The following is an 18611-nucleotide window of genomic DNA, read 5'->3' as shown; positions in this document are numbered from 1 at the left end:
CGCCTGGTCAACGGCTGGTCGGTCGACCCGGCCGCCCCGCAGAGCGAGAACAACCGCCTGGCCGTGGCGTGGTTCGAACAGGCTTTGAGCCGCTCGCTCCGCCAGATCGACGAGGATTTCCGCTCATACCGCATCTCGGAGGCCTTCAAGGAGGTCTACCGCCTCTTCTGGGACGACTTCTCGAGCCTCTACCTCGAGATGGTCAAGCCCGCCTTCGGACAGCCGATCGACGACGCCACGCTCCAGGCCACGAAGGGATACTTCGATGCCCTGATGCGCGTGCTGCACCCCTTCATGCCCTTCGTCACGGAGGAGATCTGGCAGGCCCTCGCCCCGCGCCGCGACGGTGAGTCGATCTGTGTGGCCCCGATGCCCCAGGCCGGTCAGGTCGACGAGGCGATGCTCGCCCGCTTCGAACTGGTGAAGGAGATCGTCTCCTCGGTGCGCAACATCCGCAACCAGAAGAACCTCCCGCAGAAGGAGACCTTGGCCCTGCACGTCATCGTCGACGAGAACTACCCCGCCGAGTTCGCCCCCGTCATCCGGAAGATGGCCAACCTCTCGTCGATCGAGGCCGTCACGGAGAAGGATCCCGCAGCGGCCGCCTTCCTGGTCAAGACGACGCAGTACTTCGTGCCGCTGGCCGGCAAGATCGACACCGCCGCCGCAATCAAGAAACTCTCGGACGATCTGACCTACTACGAAGGCTTCCTCGCCTCGGTGATGAAGAAGCTCTCGAACGAGCGCTTCGTGCAGTCGGCCCCCGAGAAGGTCGTGGCCAACGAGCGCGCCAAGCAGGCCGATGCCGAGGCCAAGATCGCCGCTCTCAAGGAGCAGCTGGCCGCCCTGAAATAGCCGTCTGAAGAGAGGGGGGGCCAGCAGGTGTGTTTCCAAGGGCTGCCGGCCGGAAACCAACAATATCCGGTCGCACCCGAGCCTGAAAAACCCGCCCCGCTTTACAAAAATGCATATCCCGTACAAACCCCCGCCCGTCATGTGGCGGGGGCTTGTCGCAAACGGGTTCCGCAAACGGATCATACAAACCGCAAAACCACCATCCGCAAGATGCCATCCATCACCATCTACACCGACGGTTCGTCGCTCGGAAACCCCGGCCCCGGAGGCTACGGCGTCGTCCTCCTCTCGGGCCCCCACCGCAAGGAGCTCTCGCAGGGTTTCCGCCTCACGACCAACAACCGCATGGAGCTCATGGGGGTCTGTGTCGCCCTCGAGACGCTCAAGTTCGAGGGCTCGGAGGTGGTGATCTACTCCGACTCGAAGTATGTCGTCGACGCCGTCACCAAGGGCTGGGTCTTCGGCTGGGCCCGCAAGGGCTTTGCCGGCAAGAAGAATCCCGACCTCTGGATGCGCTTCCTGCGCATCTACAACCGACACAGGGTCCGTTTCGTCTGGGTCAAGGGCCACGCCGAAACGGTCGAGAACAACCGCTGCGACCAACTGGCCGTGGCCGCCGCCAACGACCGCACCCGCTGGGCCGAGGATACGGGATACATCCCCGAGTGAGAAAACTCCGCCCTCCGAGGCCTCTGTCCCTCCGCGCCGAAGGCCCCGGACTTCCGTTCCGAAAAGGCAGTATCCGCCGATTCTTCGGGACAATTGCCAGATTTTGCGGGCTTTTTTCGCTTTTCGGGCAATTATGCTTATATTTGCAGGAAATTGTTTCCCGCCCGGTATGGCCCGTTCCGCTTCGTGCGGCCGGAGACCCCTGCGTTCACCGGCTCCATCCCTGCGGCGTGAAATTGCGTAACCTCCAAACACGTCGGAATGTTCAAAACTTACCTGCGGCTGATGGGCTTCGCCCGCCCGATCAAGAAATACGCGATTCCATACTTCTTCTACTCGGTCTTCTACGCACTGTTCAACTCGCTGACGTTCATGCTGATCATCCCGATCCTGAACACCATGTTCGATGTGAACTACTCGTTCGAGTATGTGGAAAAGCTTCCCCCCGTGGAGTTCAACCAGGAGTACCTCACCACGCTCTTCAACTTCACCTACTCGCACCTCTTCCAGGAGTATGACCGCCAGAACGTCCTGCTGCTGCTGGCCATCGTCGCCATCATCATCAGCTTCCTGAGCAACCTCTTCCGCTACCTCGGGGCCTGGACCATGGAGAACATGCGCACCCGCACGCTCCAGAAGATGCGAAACGAGATGTTCTCCCGCGTCATGGACATGAACGTCGGCTACTTCTCCGACCAGCGCAAGGGTGACATCATCTCGAAGATCACCTCCGATGTCAGCGTCGTCCAGTTCTGCATCACCAACACCCTGCAGGTCTCCTTCCGCGAACCCTTCCTGATCATCGGATACATCGTCATGATGATCGCCATCTCGTGGAAGCTGGCCGTCTTCTCGGTGCTCTTCCTGCCGGTGGTCGCCCTGCTCATCGGAAACATCGTCAAGAAACTCCGCCACCCGGCCCGCACCAACCAGCAGCGCATGGGTGAAATGGTCGCCACGCTCGACGAGTCGCTCTCCGGCATCAAGGTCATCAAGAGCTACAACGCCACCAAATACATCAAGCAGAAATACTACGCCATCAGCGAAGACCTCGCCCGGCTGACCCTCTCGATGGCCCGCCGTCAGCAACTGGCCTCGCCGATGAGCGAATTTCTCGGCATCACGGCCGTCGGCGTGATTCTCGTCTTCGGAGGCGCGTTGGTCTCGGCCGGATCGCTCGACCCCGGAGGATTCATCGCCTTCGTGGCCATCTTCTCGCAGATCACCCGCCCGGTAAGAACCTTCATCGACCAGTTCGCCAACATCAACCAGGGTATTGCCGCCGGTGAACGCATCTTCTCGATCATCGACACCCGCCCCGAAATCCAGGACAAACCCGACGCCAGGGAGTTCACCGGTCTGAAGGACCGGATCGAGTTCCGCAACGTACACTTCTCCTACGATGGTTCGCGCGAGGTGATCGACGGCATCTCGTTCGAGATCCGCCACGGAGAGACCGTCGCCCTCGTGGGCCCTTCAGGCGGCGGGAAATCAACCCTCAGCGAACTGCTGCCCCGCTTCTACGACCCCACCTCGGGCGACATCCTGATCGACGGCATCTCGCTGCGCGACTACTCGCAGGAGAGCATCCGCGCCCACATGAGCGTCGTGGCCCAGGATACGATCCTCTTCAACGACACCATCGAGCACAACATCGCCATGGGACGCACCGGAGCCACGCCCGAAGAGGTGACCGAAGCCGCCCGCGTGGCCAATGCCGACGACTTCATCCGCGAATGCCCCCAGGGCTACGACACCAACATCGGCGACCGCGGCGTGAAACTCTCCGGCGGTCAGCGCCAGCGTCTCTCGATCGCCCGCGCCGTGCTGAAGAACCCCGACATCCTGATCCTCGACGAGGCCACCTCGGCCCTCGACACCGAGAGCGAAAAACTCGTCCAGGATGCCCTGAACAACCTGCTCGTGGGACGTACGTCGGTGGTCATCGCCCACCGCCTCTCGACGATCCACAACGCCGACAAGATCATCGTCATCGACCACGGCCGCATCGCCGAACAGGGAACCCATGCCGAGCTGATGGCCCGAAACGGCATCTACGCCAAACTCATCGAGATGCAGTCGTTCGACTGACCCCCCCGGCCGACCGCAAAACCCCATCCGGACCGGCTCCCTCGTGCGGAGCGGTCCGGATTTTTCGTCCACGGGCGATCCGATGCGAGGAATCGGACCGGAATTGCGGTGTTTTCCAATCTTTTTACTATCTTTGTCAGTTGTCAAAACCGAAACGATATTTTTTACCTGCCGATATGAAATTCAAGGAGTATAAAGGCCTCGACCTGGCCGCCACAGCCGCCGACGTGCTCGGCGAGTGGGATGCCCACGACACGTTCCACAAAAGCATCGAAACCCGCGAGGGTCACCCGACATTCGTCTTCTACGAAGGCCCCCCCTCGGCCAACGGAATGCCCGGCATCCACCACGTCATGGCCCGCACCATCAAGGACGTATTCTGCCGCTACAAAACCCAGCAGGGATATCTCGTTCACCGCAAAGCCGGTTGGGACACCCACGGTCTGCCCGTCGAACTGGGCGTCGAGAAGAAACTCGGAATCACCAAGGAGGATATCGGCAAGAAGATCTCCATCGAGGAGTACAACCGCACGTGCCGCGAGGCCGTCATGGAGTTCACCGGCGTGTGGGAGAACCTCACCCGCAAGATGGGCTACTGGGTCAACATGGACGACCCCTACATCACCTACGACAACAAGTACATCGAGTCGCTGTGGTGGCTGCTGAAGCAGCTCTACAACAAGGGGCTTCTCTACAAGGGATACACCATTCAGCCCTACTCGCCCGCCGCCGGAACCGGTCTTTCGACCCACGAGCTGAACCAGCCCGGCTGCTACCGCGACGTCAAGGATACGACCGTCGTGGCCCAGTTCCGCATCCGCGACCCGAAGCCCGAAATGGAGGGCTGGGGTACGCCCGTCTTCCTGGCCTGGACCACCACGCCGTGGACCCTGCCCTCGAACACGGCCCTCTGTGTCGGCCCGAAGATCGACTACGTCGCCGTGCGCAGCTACAACCCCTACACCGGCGAGAAGATGACTGCCGTGGTGGCCAAGGCGCTGCTGAACGCCCACTTCAACAAGAAGGCCGAAGGGCTGGCCCTCGACGCCTACAAACCCGGCGACAAGCTCGTTCCCTACGAGGTGGTCGGCGAGTGGAAGGGCCCCGAACTGGTCGGCATGCACTACGAGCAACTGCTGCCCTGGGTCAAGCCCGTCGAGCTGGATGAGGAGGGCAACTGGCGCGATGCCTCACAGAAGGCCTTCCGCGTCATCTCGGGCGACTACGTCACCACGGAGGACGGTACGGGTATCGTCCACATCGCCCCGACGTTCGGTGCCGACGACGCCTTCGTGGCCCGCGCCGCCGGAATCCCCTCGCTCTTCATGATCAACAAAAAGGGCGAAACACGCCCGATGGTCGACCTCACCGGAAAATTCTACCTGCTCGACGAGCTGGACGAGCGTTTCGTCCGTGAGTGCGTCAACGTCGAGGTCTACAAGGAGTACGAGGGCCGCTGGGTCAAGAATGCCTACGACCCGCAGTTCACCGTCGACGGCAAGTACGACGAGAAGGCCGCCCAGGCTGCCGAGTCGCTGGACATCTACATCTGCATGAAGATGAAGGCCGCCGGCCAGGCCTTCAAGATCGAGAAGCACGTCCACAACTACCCCCACTGCTGGCGGACGGACAAACCCGTGCTCTACTATCCGCTCGACTCGTGGTTCATCCGCACGACGGCCTGCAAGGAGCGCATGATCGAGCTGAACCGTACGATCCGCTGGAAGCCCGAGTCGACCGGTACGGGACGCTTCGGCAAGTGGCTCGAGAACCTCAACGACTGGAACCTCTCGCGTTCGCGCTTCTGGGGTACGCCGCTCCCGATCTGGGCTACCGAAGACCGTTCGGAGCTGAAGTGCATCGGTTCGGTCGAGGAGCTGATGCAGGAGATCGACAAAGCGATCGCCGCCGGCGTGATGAAGGAAAACCCCTACAAGAATTTCAAGGTCGGCGACATGTCGAAGGAGAACTACTCGACCAAGAACATCGACCTGCACCGTCCCTATGTCGATTCGATCATTCTGGTCTCGTCGAAGGGCGAACCGATGCGCCGCGAGCCCGACCTGATCGACGTCTGGTTCGATTCGGGAGCCATGCCCTACGCCCAGGTCCACTACCCGTTCGAGCATAAGGAGGACTTCAACAAGGTCTACCCCGCCGACTTCATCGCCGAGGGTGTCGACCAGACCCGCGGCTGGTTCTTCACGCTGCACGCCATCGCCTCGATGCTCTTCGACTCGGTGGCCTTCAAGAACATCATCTCGAACGGTCTGGTGCTCGACAAGAACGGCAACAAGATGTCGAAACGGCTGGGCAATGCCGTCGATCCGTTCGACGTGCTGGACACCTACGGAGCCGACGCCACCCGCTGGTACATGATCTCCAACTCGCAGCCGTGGGACAACCTCAAGTTCGACCGCGACGGCGTCGACGAGGTGCGCCGCAAGTTCTTCGGCACGCTCTACAACACCTACTCGTTCTTCGCCCTCTACGCCAACATCGACGGCTTCACGGGCAAGGAGCCCGAGGTGCCGAAGGAGAAGCGTCCCGAGATCGACCGCTGGATCATCTCGCTGCTCAATACGCTGGTCAAGAACGTAACCGACTCGCTGGAAAACTACGACCCGACGCCTGCGGCCCGCGCCATTCAGGAGTTCGTCGGCGAGAACCTCTCCAACTGGTACGTGCGCCTGAACCGCAAACGCTTCTGGGGCGGCGGCATGACCGAGGACAAACTCGCCGCCTACCAGACGCTCTACACCTGTCTGGAGACCGTCGCGATGCTCTCGGCACCCTTCGCACCGTTCATCATGGACCGCATCTTCTGCGACCTGAATGCCGTCAGAGGCCGCCACACCGATGAGTCGGTCCACCTGTCGACCTTCCCCAAGGCCGACGAGAAGCTCATCGACCGCCGGCTCGAGGAGATGATGGATCTCGCTCAGCGCGTCTCGTCGATGGTGCTGGCCCTGCGTCGCAAGGTCTCGATCAAGGTGCGCCAGCCGCTGATGAAGATCCTCATCCCGGTACTCGACCCCTCGATGGCCGAGCACATCGCCGCCGTGAAGAACCTCATCATGAGCGAGGTCAACGTCAAGGAGATCGAACTCATCGAGAAGACCACCGGCATCATCACCAAGCGCATCAAGCCCAACTTCAAGACCCTCGGCCCGCGCTACGGCAAGCAGATGAAGCAGATCGCCGCGCTGGTGGCCGGATTCTCGCAGGAGCAGATCGCCGCCATCGAGGCTGCACCCGAATCGACGCTGGAGGTCGGCGGCGAGAAGATCACCGTCACGCCCGCCGACTTCGAGATCACCTCGGAGGATATGCCCGGATGGCTCGTCGCCTCGGAAGGCAAGCTCACCGTGGCCCTCGACATCACCCTCACGGACGAACTCCGCGCCGAGGGTGTGGCACGCGAATTGATCAACCGCATCCAGAACATCCGCAAGGATTCCGGATTCGAGGTCACCGACAAGATCCGCGTCGAGATCGAGCAGAAGCCCCTCGTGGCCGATGCCATCGCCCACTATGCCGACTACATCGCCTCGCAGACCCTTGCCGTCGAGGTCCGCACCGCTCCGCAACCCCAAGGTGCCGTAGTGGTCAATTCCGACATTGACGACGAGCCGCTGCAGATTGCCGTTTCGAGGATATAAAAGTCCATCTGTGATCGGGAAAATTTGGTGATATCGGAATTTTTGTTTAATTTTACATAAAACCAAATAGAGAGGACTGACTTATGGCAGACGAAAGAACCCGATACAGCGATGCCGAACTCGAAGAGTTCAAGCAGCTTATTCTGAAAAAGCTTGAGAACGCGCGTGCGGATTACGAACTGCTGCGCGCCACGATTACCCACACGGCCGACAACGACACCGAAGATACGTCGCCGACCTTCAAGGTGCTGGAAGAAGGCGCTACAACCCTCTCCAAGGAGGAGAGTGGCCGACTGGCGGCTCACCAGATGAAATTCATCCGCAATCTCGAAATGGCCCTCGTGCGCATCGAGAACAAGACCTACGGCATCTGCAAAACCACCGGCAAGCTGATTCCCAAGGAGCGGCTGATGAAGGTGCCCCACGCCACCGAATGCATCGAAGCCAAGGAGCGCCGCAAATAACCCGGGGCCGCAGAGGGGGGGGGTGAGAAGCAAGGGCCGAGAAGCAAGGGGCCGAGAAGCAAAGGGTCCAAGGAGCAAGGGCCGAGAAGCAAGGGCCGAGAAGCAAGGGCCGAGAAGCAAGGGGCCGAGAAGCAAGGATCCGAAAACCAATCCGCTCTAAACGGCAAGAGGGTAAAAATCCGCTACCCGCCCGACAACCGCACCGGCAATACCGGAAAAAAGGTTCACCCATATCGGGGTGGACCTTTTTTCTATCCGCCAAGCCCTCTCCAAGGCTTTTCAAATACGTTTTCCGGGATTTTTACGTTATCTTTGAAACATGTTCCTCGGGTTGCGCATATCCATCCTGGTCCTGATTCTGACCTTGGCGGGACTGCTGGCCTCCGCACACCCGGCAACCCCTGTTGCCGGGCCGGACAGACACACCCCGGAACGATTCACCCCCGACAGCGCCCGAATCCGAAATTCCAAAGCCCGGGCCCGAAATAAACGCTTGTACGACAGCATCGAATCGAAAACCAGCCGCCGCGCCGTTCCGCGCATGCTCTACAACCTGCTCTTCGTCAAGCCCGTACTCGACACGACCGAAAACGGACAGTTCCTCGATGAAACCCGCGCACTGATGCCCTTCGCCGGCAAGACCATCTCCGGAATCGAGATCAGCCGTCAGGAACCCTTCGACGAAAACGGAAACTGGCTGGAGCGCACCGGCAACAAACTGCACATGATCACCCGCGAACAGGTCATCCGCCGCGACCTGCTCTTCAAACCCGGGGATGAATTCGACCCGCAGACCATTGTCCGCACCAAACAGTTGATCCGTTCGCGCGACTACGTCTCGGATATCGATATCGACGTACGGCCCGATTCTCTCGACTCCACCTGCGTAAACCTCGTCATCCGCACCCGCGACGCCTGGACCATCACGGCCGACGGCGCCCTTCACTCCGAAGGCCGCACGATGGTTGCCCTGTCCGACGCCAACATCCTCGGAACGGGAAACAAACTCAAGTTCATCACCAACTTCAACCGCCAGGACTTCTCCTACGGCGGCAACATGGTCGAGTACGAGATCCCCAACGTGCTGGGGAGCTTCTACACGGCCTCATTCAATGCCGGGCGCAGTTTCTACAGTTCGACCCTCGACCTGGGGATCCGCAAGGAGTTCATCCGTCCCACGGACTACGAAATCGGTCTGACATACAACGACATCAAGGACAAACGCTACATGATCGAGCAGGACACCTCGCTGCTCGTCAAGGAGCGAAACCTCGATGCCTGGGGCGGATATTCGCACTTCCTGCGACGAATCAACGCGAGCATCTACATCACCGGACGCTACAACTACAACCGCGTCAGCCGACGTCCCGAGGTCGGTCCCCGCTACAATCCGGCCCTTCACGATCAGGATGCGCTGCTGGTCGGACTGGGACTCTACCGCGAGAACTTCTATACCGCCAACATGATCTACGGATTCGGAAGCCGCGAGTACCTTGCCGCCGGATTCAAGGCCGAGGCCGTGGCGGGATACTCCTGGGGAGAGTTCAGCGACGACGCCTATCTGGGACTGAGTTTCGAAGCTGGAGGCTTTTGTTCCCTGGGTTACGTCATGGGCGGCGCCACGCTCGGCAGTTACATCGAACCGGACAACGGCATGTGGCAGCGCAGCGCCGTCGATATCGACCTGCGCTGGTTCTCGAACCTCTTTCTTCTGCGCCGCAGCCAGATCCGGCAGTTCCTCGCGTTCAACTACACCCAGGGATGGAACCGCTGGGAGGGTAGCGACGAAAGCATCCGGTTCACCCGCATGAACGGGCTGCAGGCGCTCAATGAATACGCTATCGGCACCAACCGCATGATCCTCAACACCGAAACCGTCCTCTTCTCCCCCTATCAACCCCTCGGATTCCGCATCGCCTTCTTCGGATTTGCCGATTTCGGCCTGCTCGGCTATTCGCCCAACATCTTCAAGAACGAGTTCTACACGTCGTTCGGTCTCGGAGTGCGTCTGCGAAACGAGCGGCTCGTCTTCAACACGATCCAGATCCGGTTGGGAATCGCCTTCGGCAAAAACGGTCCCGTCGACAGCGAATATGTCCGTCTCTCGAACTATACCCGCGTCGAACCCTACCGCTACCGTCCGACACGCCCCGAAATCGTGGAATTCGAGTAGAGGCGGCAGGAGTCTTCGCATCGCATCCGTCCGCAAAAAAACGAGGGGAACGGATCTCTCCGCCCCCTCCTTGTTTCTCCGGGCAACCGTCACTTGCGGGTCCGCACCCGCAAAAGGCCCTTCCGGTTGGAAGCCGCATCCGGCGAGGTCGACTCCACACGCCGGATCTTGCCGGGTTCGATCCTTTCGAGATCGGCCATCGTAGCAGGACGGCCGTCGATCTCGATGCGGTAATCCGCCTCGTCGATCTCCGAGAAGTCGGCCGTCACACGACCGCGGGCAATCGAGACCGAACGGCCCTCTTCAGTACGGCTCTTCGACATCACCTCCGGCCCCGTAACCACCATGCCGCCACGACCGCCGACAATCGTATTGTACGAAACCCGGGGATCGGGCTCCGTCCCGGGAGCAGCGCTCTCCGAAGGAGGCAGCATCCGATCGGGAAGTTGACGCAATCTGCGCTGCGCCTCCTGCCACTCGTCACTCTGGAAATAGGTTCCGAGCTCGGAGAGGCGTTTCTGGACCTCCTTCCACTCCGCATTGTCGGGATTCAGTTCGGAGAGACGCTTCTGCACCTCCTTCCACTCCGCGTCATCCGCGTCCAGTTCGGAGAGACGCTTCTGCGCCTCCTGCCAGGCATCGCTCTCGAAGTAGTTCTCCAGGTCGGACAACCGCTTCTGCGCCCGTTTCCAGGCATCACTCCGGAAGTAGCCGTCGTCGAAGCTGTACGGCTCCGAGGATTTGATCTCGATGACGATCAGGTCCTGAGTCCCGGTGCCGACGTACTGGCGATACTCCTCCGGAACGTTCGCCCCCTTGTAGACCGTTATGCGAGCAATCCGATCCGGCGAGAGGGTGTTGAGATCCCCGTGGAAGGGTTTGCCGTCGACGAGAACCGTCGGTTGGCCTTCGGATGCGGAGGTCGAGCCGGAGAGGGTCGACGGCGATCCCGAAAGCGTGATCCGGCGTGTCGTGCCGTCGGACGAGCTCTCTATCCACGTATGGGCGCCGGCAAGACTGTCGGCCGCAGCTCCCGTAGCCTCTTTGCCGGACTTGCGGAGCGTGACGAGGATCACGCCGTCACGGGCCTCCTCACCATAGGTCGCCCGGGCCAGCGAGTCCTTGCGGATGGTCACCGAAGCAATCTGCCCGGGACGGATCGAGTCGAGTGAACCGACGCGCTCGCCATCGACCAGAATCAGCGGATGTCCCTCGATCCCCGAGGTTGAGATCCGCGACCCTTCGATGCGGACTGTCCGGACTTCTTTCGTCTCTTTTTCATCCGGAATGACATAACGGGTCCGGGCAAAGGCTCCCAATGCCAGACCCACAAGCGGCAGGAGCAACAGGATGCGTGCCCGAGCCCGCCGCGACGATCTCTTTTGCAACATCATGGCAATACGTTTTTTAAGTTTACTGGGGTTGAAATGGTTGGCAATCGGGAGTTCTCTTCCGCCGGCAGCCCTGCGGACCAGCAGCAGCTGGTAGCTCCGCAGATCAACTCCGCTGCGGAGCACGGCTTCGTCGGCTTCGTATTCGTGGATCGTGCGCAGTTCGCGCCGCAGCAGCCAGACGGCCGGATTGAACCACTGCAGACAGCCGGCCAGGTCGATCAGAAGCAGGTCTGCCGTGTGGTGCAGACGCACATGGGCCCGTTCGTGGGCCAGGATCGCAGCGCCGTCTCCGGTCAGATCCTCCTCCGAAACAACCACCCAATGCCCCCAGCTGAAGGGTGTCATGCCCTCCGTCACATGGACGAGAATCGTACCGTCATCGAGTCGTTCGCAGCGTCCCCGACGGATCAGCCGACGCACGGCAGCCAGCGACCACAAAATCCGCAACAGGGTTACGACAACTCCGGCGGCATAAATCCCACCCGACAGCCTCCGCCAGTCAAACGCCCCAGGCGTCTGCGGAGTCTCCGCTGCGGGGAGCGTCCCGGTGAGCCAATCGGCCGGCAGCGGCGGCAACTCCCGCCATACGGTGATCACGCACAACGGCAGCAGAAACGATACGGCCACTCCGCCCAACAGAACGAGACGGTTGAAAGCGTGGAAAGTCTCGCGGCTCAGCAGCAGCCGGAAAAAGAGGTAGAATACCGCCAGACACGCCCCGGCCTTGAGGCTGTAGATCAGAAGTGCGTAGCTCATGGCTGTTTCGGATTTTGTCGTTCGATGCGGTCGATCAGTTCGCGCAGCTCCTCGACCGAGATCTTCTCCTCCTCGACCAGCGCCGAAACGGCCCCCAGGTACGAACGGCCGAAATAGCGGTCGATCACGCCACCCAACGTGCGACGCGAAAACTCCGCTTCGCTCACCTGCGGGTAATACTGATAGGTGTTGCCGAATGTCCGGTGGCCGACGTAGCCCTTCGCCTCCAGGGCGCGGACCATCGTCGACAAGGTATTGAAGTGCGGTTTGGGTTCGGGGGCCAGTTCGACCAGCTCCCGGACGAAAAGCGGCCCGTGGGCCCAGAAGCAGTGCATCAGCTCCTCTTCACGTCGTGTCAAGCGTTCCATGGTCGTTGTTTTTTCAATCCTCCGTTTCGTTGGCGGGCGATTCCGTTCCGCCCTCGTCACAAAGGTAACTAAAAAACATTCACATGAAACTATATTTTATAGTTATTCAACTAAAAAATTTAGTTGTTTCGCGTTTTCTTCCAGAATCCATGGAATATATGTATCTTTGTTCAATGGACGGAGGAGCGGAAAAGCCCCCGAAAGGTCGCTTGCAAGACCGGGCGGGGATATTTACGGCCCGAATTCCAACGAACGATGATACTTCTTGCAGACAGCGGTTCGACCAAATGCACGTGGATTGCCGATGACGGCCTCCGCACGCACGAAATACGCACACACGGAATCAATGCCGTACAGTACTCCGACGTGCAGATCCGCAGCATCCTCGACGAGCTGCCCGACTTCGAGGCGCTGCACGGCATCCGCTTCTACGGCGCCGGTTGCGGCGCCTCGTTTCCGGAGGCCTCGCAACGCCTCCGCCGCGAGCTGGAGCGACGCTTCGGTATCTCCGACATCACGATCGAATCGGATCTGACCGCCGCAGCCCGCGCCCTGTGGGGAGACGGCGAGGGAATCGCCTGCATCCTCGGGACCGGATCGAACTCCTGCCATTGTCGCAACGGGGTGATCCTGAACCAGGTGCCCCCGCTCGGATACATCCTCGGCGACGAAGGGAGCGGCTCGGCCCTCGGGCGTGCCCTGCTCAACGGACTCTTCAAGGGGCACATTCCGCTGTGCGAAGAGTTCCTGGCCGAGAGCCGCCTCACCTACGAGGAGATCATCAGCCGCGTCTACCGCGAACCCTCGGCCAACCGTTTCCTCGCCTCGCTGGCCCCCTTTGTCCACAGCCGGATGGAGTGTCCCGAAATACGAGAAATGGTCAGCCAGACATTCCGCGAGTTTGCCCGCCGAAACCTCAAACGCTACCCCGCAGGGCTCACCGTCGCGTGTCTCGGAGGCATCGCCGCCCATTTCGAGCAACCGCTGCGCGAGGCGCTCGCCGACGAGGGTCTTCGCGTCGGAACCATTGTCGAATCGCCCGCCGAAGGGCTCATCCGCTATCACCATGGAGAAGCGAATTACGGAACAGAGTTCGGAATACGATAACCTGCCGGAGATGTCGACCCACGACCTGCTGGTCGCCATCAACCGCGAGGATGCCCACGTGCATGAGGCCGTACGGAAGGCCATCCCCACGATGGAGCAGCTCGTCGAGCGCATCGTCGAACGGATGCGCCGCGGCGGGAGGCTCTTCTACATCGGCGCCGGGACGAGCGGGCGTCTCGGCGTAACCGACGCCTCGGAGCTGCCGCCGACGTTCGGCATACCGTTCGATCGGGTGATCGGGCTGATCGCCGGAGGCGACGGAGCCCTGCGCCGCGCCGTCGAGCACGCCGAAGACGACCTGCAGGGCGCCTGGCGCGACATGACCCCCTACCACCCCACGGCCGACGATGCGCTCGTCGGCATCGCCGCCTCGGGAACCACCCCCTACGTCATCGGCGGACTTCGCGAGGCGCGGCGCCACGGCCTGCTGACCGGAGCCGTCGTCTGCAACCCTCGCTCGCCCGTCGCCGCCGAGGCCGACTACGCGCTGGAAGCGGTCGTCGGACCCGAATTCGTCACCGGCTCGACCCGCATGAAGGCCGGAACGGCACAGAAAATGATGCTCAACATGCTGTCGACCACGGTGATGATCCGCCTGGGGCGGGTCGAGGGAAACCGCATGGTCAACATGCAGCTCACGAACAACAAACTCGTCGACCGCGGAACCCGCATGGTCGCCCAAACCACCGGCCTTCCGGAAGAGGAGGCACGCGGGGCACTGCTCCGATGGGGATCGGTCAAACGCGCGATCGAAGAGCTGAAATCCCGATAAAAAGAGACAAACATGCCCAGATTCTTTTCCGAACGTGAGATCCGCGCCGTAGCCGTCTTTCTGCCGCTGGCCGTCCTCGTCATTGCGGCCGTGGTGCTGATCCGCCCGAAGGCCGATCCGGAGGCCGCCCAGCGCATCGAACGCGAATACGAGAAACGGCAGCAGACGACCGACAGCATCGTCATGCGCCACTTCGATCCCAACACGGCCTCGTTCGACGAGCTGCTCGCTCTCGGACTCTCGAAATACGAGGCCGTAAGCCTGCTCAAGTACCGCGCCGCCGGCAAGGTCTTCCGCATTCCCGAGGATCTGACCCTCTGCTACGGGATCAATGACTCGCTCTACCGCCGGCTCCGCCCCTGGATCCGCATCGGCCGCAAATACGCCATCGCCCCGCAGGAGTTCCGCAGCGGGCGCATTCTCCCCGAACCGCTGGTTCCCGTCCGCTTCCGCATCGACACCGTCTCGGCCCGCTACCTGAGGGCCATCGGCGCCCTGTCGAAACGGCAGGCCGAGACGTTCATCCGCTGGCGCGATCTGCACGGCATCTACGACATGGAGGAGCTGCGCGAATGCTTCGTCGTCAGCGATTCGGTCGCCGAGGCGCTGGAGCCCTACGTCATCTTCCCCGAACGGAAGGCCCCGCCCATCGAAGAGCCCATCGAGATCAATTCGGCCGATTCGGCCACGCTGCGCTCCGTCGTGGGGATCGGCTCGCGCACCGTCGAAACCATCATGCGCTACCGCGAACGCCTCGGCGGATTCGTCCGTGTCGAGCAACTCGCAGAGGTTCCGGGAGTCACGGAGAGCAATTACGAAAAAATTTTGAAACAAATTTACTGCGACAGTTGCAAAATTCGGAAAATTGATATTAACTTTGCAAGCCCGAAAACGTTGGGACGCCATCCCTACATCGCGCCGCAGACGTTGAGGAGACTACTCAAGCAAAGACAGTTGAAAGGAGGTTGGAGTACCGCTGAAGAATTGATCGAACAAAACATATTGACCCGCGAGGAGGCAGCACGGCTGGCTCCCTATCTGCAATTCGGGTCGCACAGCGGATCAGCCGACAAGTAGACAACCCATCGGGGGGGGGAAAAAAAAAAAAACGCATCGAGGATACGTCCCCCCGCAGAACCAACAGACACGGAACGGCAACGTCCGGACAAAAAACAATTACAACAACAAAAAAACACAGAATACTATGATCATCATGCCGGTAAAAGAGGGCGAAAACATCGAGCGCGCCCTGAAGAAGTTCAAACGTAAATACGAGCGTACGGGTGTCCTCAAGGAGCTCCGTCGTCGCCAGTACTTCACCAAACCTTCGGTGGCCAAGCGCGAGGCGATGCAGCACGCCATTTACGTCGAGCACATGTACCGCGACCAGGATTAAGCACTCGGCAACGAGACAGGGGGGGAAGAGAAAAAATCATCTCCCCCCCTCTTTTTTATCCGGGGAGGGCATTGCACCCTCCTTTTTTGTGCACGGCCCGCCGCCACCTTGTACCGCCGGTCACCGTTTCACACCGTCCCCATCGCATCACACCGCCGGCCTTTTTTTCGCACGGTCCCCGCGCGGCCACAAAAAAGGGCCCGGTGCAAGCACCGGACCCGATCCAAAATCCATCTGCGGCAAATTACCGGATGAACAGCAGTTCGCGATATTTCGGAAGCGGCCAAATCTGATCGTCGACGATCTCCTCGAGTTTGTCGATGTGGCGACGAATCTGATCGAAATAGACCGATACCGTGTCGTGGTAGGCAATCGCCTTTTCGCGCTGATCCTCGATCTTGTTGGCCACCTTGCGGGCGTCGATCATCTCGCCCGTCAGGCGCTGAATCTCGGCCGTATGGTCCTGAATCTTCTTGATCAGACGGATGTCCGGTTCCGCATTCAGACCCGGGATCTGCGACATCTTGTAGACCTTGTCCAGCAGTTCGGCCTCGTATTTCGAAGCGATCGGCACGATGTGGTTCATCGCCAGGTCGCCCAGCACACGTCCCTCGATCTGGATCTTCTTCGTATAGGTCTCCCACTTCACCTCGGTGCGGGCCTCGAGTTCAACCTTCGAGAAGACACCCATGTCGGCGAACATCTTCAGACTCTCGGCATCCAGGTAGCGGTCGAAGATCAGGGGCGTTGAGGTCTCGCAGTCCAGACCGCGGCGGGCGGCCTCCTCCTTCCATTCGTCCGAGTAGCCGTTGCCGTCGAAGCGGATCGCCTTGCAGGCCTTGATCATCTCCTTGAGCACCTCGTAGATAGCCTTCTCCTTCTTCATGCCGCCTTCGATCTTGGCGTCAACCTTCTTCTTGAACTCCGTCAGTTCGTTGGCCATGGCCGTATTGAGGACAATCATCGCCTCGGCGCAGTTGTCCGACGAACCTACGGCACGGAACTCGAAGCGGTTACCCGTGAAGGCGAACGGCGAGGTGCGGTTACGGTCGGTATTGTCGATCAACAGCGTCGGGATGTGCGAAATGCCGCTCATCTTGAAGACGTTCTTCGCATCGAAGCGGATGGCGTCGTCGCTCTTCGAGGCCTCCAGCTTGTCCAGCACGGCCGAAACCTGCGTTCCGAGGAAGGTCGAGATGATGGCCGGGGGTGCCTCGTTGGCGCCCAGACGGTGGGCATTCGTGGCGCTCATGATCGAAGCCTTCAACAGTCCGTTGTGCTTGTAGACGGCCGAAATGGCATTCACCAGAAAAGTGATGAACTGCAGATTCTCACCGGCCGTCTTGCCCGGCCCCAGCAGGTTGACACCCGTATCGGTGCCGAGCGACCAGTTGTTGTGCTTGCCCGAACCGTTGATCCCCTTGAAGGGCTTCTCGTGCAGCAGCACGCGGAACTGGTGACGGCGGGCAATCTTGTCCATGATGGTCATCAGCAGCTGGTTGTGGTCGTTGGCCAGGTTGACCTCCTCATAGACCGGAGCCAGCTCGAACTGATTGGGAGCCACCTCGTTATGACGCGTCTTGACCGGAATACCCAGCTTCAGGCACTCATATTCGAGATCCTTCATGAAAGCCATCACACGGGCCGGAATGGCACCGAAATAGTGGTCTTCGAGCTGCTGGTTCTTGGCCGACTCGTGGCCCATCAGCGTGCGGCCCGTCAGCACCAGATCGGGACGAACGGCCCACAGGCTCTCGTCGACGAGGAAATACTCCTGCTCCCAGCCCAGATACGAGAAGACCTTTTCGACATTCTTGTCAAAGTAGTGGCAGACCTCCGTGGCAGCCGTTCCGACAGCCGTCAGCGAACGCAACAGGGGCACCTTGTAATCGAGCGCCTCGCCCGTATAGGCGATGAAGACGGTCGGGATGCAGAGCGTCGTGTCGACGATGAAGGCCGGCGAGGTGGGATCCCAGGCCGAATAGCCGCGGGCCTCGAACGTATTGCGGATACCTCCGTTGGGGAACGACGAGGCATCGGGCTCCTGCTGCACGAGCAGTTTGCCGGAGAATTCCTCCAGTACGCCTCCGTTGCCGTCGGGCTCGGCGAAGGCATCGTGTTTCTCGGCCGTACCGCCCGTCAACGGCTGAAACCAGTGCGTATAGTGGTCGGCGCCGTGCTCCAGGGCCCACTGCCGCATACCGGCGGCAATGCTGTCGGCGACCTCACGCGTCAGCGGCGTGCGGTTCTCCATCGTGTCGAGCAGAGCGGCGTAGGTCCGCTTGTCGAGGTACTTGCGCATGGCGGCACGTCCGAAGACCTTCTCTCCGAAGTAGTCCGAGGGACGACCCTCCGGGGCCTTCACCTCAACGGCGGTATGGTTGATCGCCGCATCGACCATTTTGAATCTGAGCAATGATGACATATACCTATCTGTTTGAAATGGGTTTTCTCAAAAAAACGGAGCGGGAGAAAGACTCGATAATTGCAAACTAAAACCTAACCTGAAATTTTCCGGACCACTGCCTCCCGGCAGAAATCACCGACCTAACTAACCCGGGCATTTCCCCGCTCCGGTATATCGGTTGTTCTGGATGCAAATGTAAAAATATTTCCGTTACGTTGTTTTACAAAAAATGTATTTTTCGAGAAAATTGCATTTTTTAAGGCATTTTTCCGGAAAATAACCCCATTTTTCAGAGCAACACTCGTTTTTTGAGGGCAGTTTTCCGAAAAACAGCCTCAAAAAATCGGCAAACAGCCAAAATCAGCACTTTTTGATTTTTCCTCGAATTTGAGGATATAAAGAACATTATTCAACCATTAAGCTCCTCAATCAAGCTCCTCCCCCACCGATGCAAGACCGATCCTTCCCCCCTTCGGCAACATAACTATATTTAATAA

The 18611-nt window shown here is 60.0% G+C and carries 13 protein-coding genes; 10 read left to right on the top strand and 3 right to left on the bottom strand.

Annotated elements, in window-relative coordinates; all coding sequences use genetic code 11:
- The 6 genes from PUQ42_RS04670 to PUQ42_RS04645 form a co-directional block, all read left to right on the top strand.
- Positions 1–855, top strand: an 855-nt coding sequence (locus PUQ42_RS04670) for a class I tRNA ligase family protein (RefSeq protein WP_273371420.1), incomplete at its 5' end; no start/stop codon positions are given.
- Positions 856–1065: 210 nt separating this feature from the next.
- Positions 1066–1524: a ribonuclease HI gene (rnhA, locus tag PUQ42_RS04665; RefSeq protein ID WP_273371419.1), complete on the top strand. Its 459-nt coding sequence runs from the start codon at positions 1066–1068 to the stop codon at positions 1522–1524.
- A 261-nt stretch (positions 1525–1785) separates the two neighbouring features.
- On the top strand, positions 1786–3615 hold the full coding sequence (locus tag PUQ42_RS04660; protein WP_122119554.1) for an ABC transporter ATP-binding protein: 1830 nt from the start codon (positions 1786–1788) through the stop codon (positions 3613–3615).
- Between the two features lie 176 nt (positions 3616–3791).
- Positions 3792–7277 (top strand): isoleucine--tRNA ligase, encoded by a 3486-nt coding sequence (gene ileS / locus PUQ42_RS04655; RefSeq protein WP_273371416.1) that lies wholly within the window; start codon positions 3792–3794, stop codon positions 7275–7277.
- A gap of 83 nt (positions 7278–7360) precedes the next feature.
- Positions 7361–7741, top strand: a complete 381-nt coding sequence (locus PUQ42_RS04650) for a TraR/DksA family transcriptional regulator (RefSeq protein WP_087403686.1) — start codon at positions 7361–7363, stop codon at positions 7739–7741.
- Between the two features lie 319 nt (positions 7742–8060).
- Positions 8061–9914 carry a POTRA domain-containing protein gene (locus PUQ42_RS04645; RefSeq protein ID WP_122119556.1) on the top strand — a complete coding sequence of 618 codons (1854 nt, stop codon included), beginning with the start codon at positions 8061–8063 and terminating at the stop codon, positions 9912–9914.
- Between the two features lie 89 nt (positions 9915–10003).
- On the opposite strand, the gene PUQ42_RS04640 is transcribed toward PUQ42_RS04645, so the two are convergent.
- Entirely contained in the window at positions 10004–12064 is a 2061-nt protein-coding gene (locus tag PUQ42_RS04640; RefSeq protein ID WP_273371413.1) for a M56 family metallopeptidase, read from the bottom strand.
- Positions 12061–12432, bottom strand: coding sequence for a BlaI/MecI/CopY family transcriptional regulator (locus PUQ42_RS04635; protein WP_087309490.1), 372 nt, complete (start codon positions 12430–12432; stop codon positions 12061–12063). The genes PUQ42_RS04640 and PUQ42_RS04635 overlap by 4 nt, the downstream gene beginning before the upstream one ends.
- A 255-nt stretch (positions 12433–12687) precedes the next feature.
- On the opposite strand from PUQ42_RS04635, the gene PUQ42_RS04630 reads away from it, so the two are divergent.
- The 4 genes from PUQ42_RS04630 (at position 12688) to rpsU (ending at position 15707) form a co-directional block, all read left to right on the top strand.
- Positions 12688–13539 (top strand): ATPase, encoded by an 852-nt coding sequence (locus PUQ42_RS04630; RefSeq protein ID WP_273371410.1) that lies wholly within the window; start codon positions 12688–12690, stop codon positions 13537–13539.
- Complete coding sequence (locus PUQ42_RS04625) at positions 13499–14311, top strand: N-acetylmuramic acid 6-phosphate etherase (RefSeq protein ID WP_087403690.1); 813 nt, start codon at positions 13499–13501, stop codon at positions 14309–14311. The genes PUQ42_RS04630 and PUQ42_RS04625 overlap by 41 nt, the downstream gene beginning before the upstream one ends.
- A 12-nt stretch (positions 14312–14323) precedes the next feature.
- Positions 14324–15388, top strand: coding sequence for a helix-hairpin-helix domain-containing protein (locus PUQ42_RS04620; protein WP_273371408.1), 1065 nt, complete (start codon positions 14324–14326; stop codon positions 15386–15388).
- Positions 15389–15515: 127 nt separating this feature from the next.
- Positions 15516–15707 carry a 30S ribosomal protein S21 gene (rpsU, locus tag PUQ42_RS04615; protein ID WP_087309486.1) on the top strand — a complete coding sequence of 64 codons (192 nt, stop codon included), beginning with the start codon at positions 15516–15518 and terminating at the stop codon, positions 15705–15707.
- A 244-nt stretch (positions 15708–15951) separates the two neighbouring features.
- On the opposite strand, the gene PUQ42_RS04610 is transcribed toward rpsU, so the two are convergent.
- Complete coding sequence (locus PUQ42_RS04610) at positions 15952–18108, bottom strand: glutamine synthetase III family protein (protein ID WP_087309485.1); 2157 nt, start codon at positions 18106–18108, stop codon at positions 15952–15954.
- Positions 18109–18611 lie beyond the last annotated feature (503 nt).

Origin of the sequence: Alistipes megaguti, from assembly GCF_944320325.1 — a bacterium.
Taxonomy (GTDB): Bacteria; Bacteroidota; Bacteroidia; order Bacteroidales; family Rikenellaceae; genus Alistipes; species Alistipes megaguti.
The sequence above is the reverse complement of the archived record's forward strand: the minus strand, read 5'-3'. Positions and strand labels throughout refer to the sequence as shown.